Raw genomic sequence first — 1,207 nt, 5'->3', positions numbered from 1 at the left:
TTAAAGGAGGAATTACGATGTCAAAGGCAAAATTCGAAAGAAGTAAACCACACGTAAATATTGGAACAATCGGTCACGTTGACCACGGTAAAACAACATTAACAGCTGCTATAACAACAGTTTTAGCACACAAAGGTGGAGCTGAAGCTTTCAGATATGATGAAATAGATAAGGCACCAGAAGAAAAAGAAAGAGGAATCACAATCAACAGTTCACACGTTGAATATGAAACAGAAAACAGACACTATGCTCACGTTGACTGTCCAGGACACGCAGACTATGTTAAGAACATGATTACAGGGGCTGCACAAATGGATGGAGCTATCTTAGTATGTTCAGCAGCAGATGGTCCAATGCCTCAAACAAGAGAACACATCTTATTAGCATCAAGAGTTGGAGTTGACTACATAGTAGTATTCTTAAACAAGGCTGATATGGTAGACGATGAAGAATTATTAGAATTAGTTGAAATGGAAGTAAGAGAATTATTAAGCGAATACAACTTCCCAGGAGACGATATACCAGTAATCAAGGGTTCAGCATTAAAGGCTTTAGAAAACCCAACAGATGAAGCTTCAATAGCTCCAATCGTAGAATTAATGGAAGCAGTAGATAGCTACATCCCAACACCAGAAAGAGCAACAGACAAAGATTTCTTAATGCCAGTTGAAGACGTATTTACAATCACAGGTAGAGGAACAGTTGCAACAGGAAGAGTTGAAAGAGGAGTTCTTCACGTAGGAGACGAAGTAGAAATCGTTGGATTAGCAGAAGAAAGCAGAAAAGTAGTTGTAACAGGAATCGAAATGTTCAGAAAGTTATTAGACGAAGCACAAGCTGGAGATAACGTTGGAGCATTATTAAGAGGTGTTCAAAGATCAGAAATCGAAAGAGGTCAAGTACTTGCAAAAGTAGGATCAATCAACCCTCACAAGAAGTTCGTAGGTCAAGTATACGTACTTAAGAAAGAAGAAGGTGGAAGACATACTCCATTCTTCGATGGATACAGACCACAATTCTACTTCAGAACAACAGACGTTACAGGATCAATCAAATTACCAGAAGGAATGGAAATGGTTATGCCTGGAGACCACATCGATATGAACGTTGAATTAATCACACCAGTAGCTATGGATGAAGGATTAAGATTCGCTATTAGAGAAGGTGGAAGAACAGTAGGTTCAGGAGTTGTTACTTCAATAGTAGA

General features: G+C 38.8%; 1 protein-coding gene. It reads left to right on the top strand.

The annotated features are described in order from the left end of the window. Nucleotides 1–17: 17 nt before the first annotated feature. Nucleotides 18–1,207, top strand: a 1,190-nt coding sequence (gene tuf / locus BN8917_RS00005) for an elongation factor Tu (RefSeq protein ID WP_066868767.1), incomplete at its 3' end; no start/stop codon positions are given.

Source organism: Clostridium mediterraneense, from assembly GCF_900091705.1.
In the GTDB taxonomy this organism is placed as follows: Bacteria; Bacillota; Clostridia; order Clostridiales; family Clostridiaceae; genus Sarcina; species Sarcina mediterraneense.
This window is presented reverse-complemented; position numbering and strand designations above follow the sequence as displayed.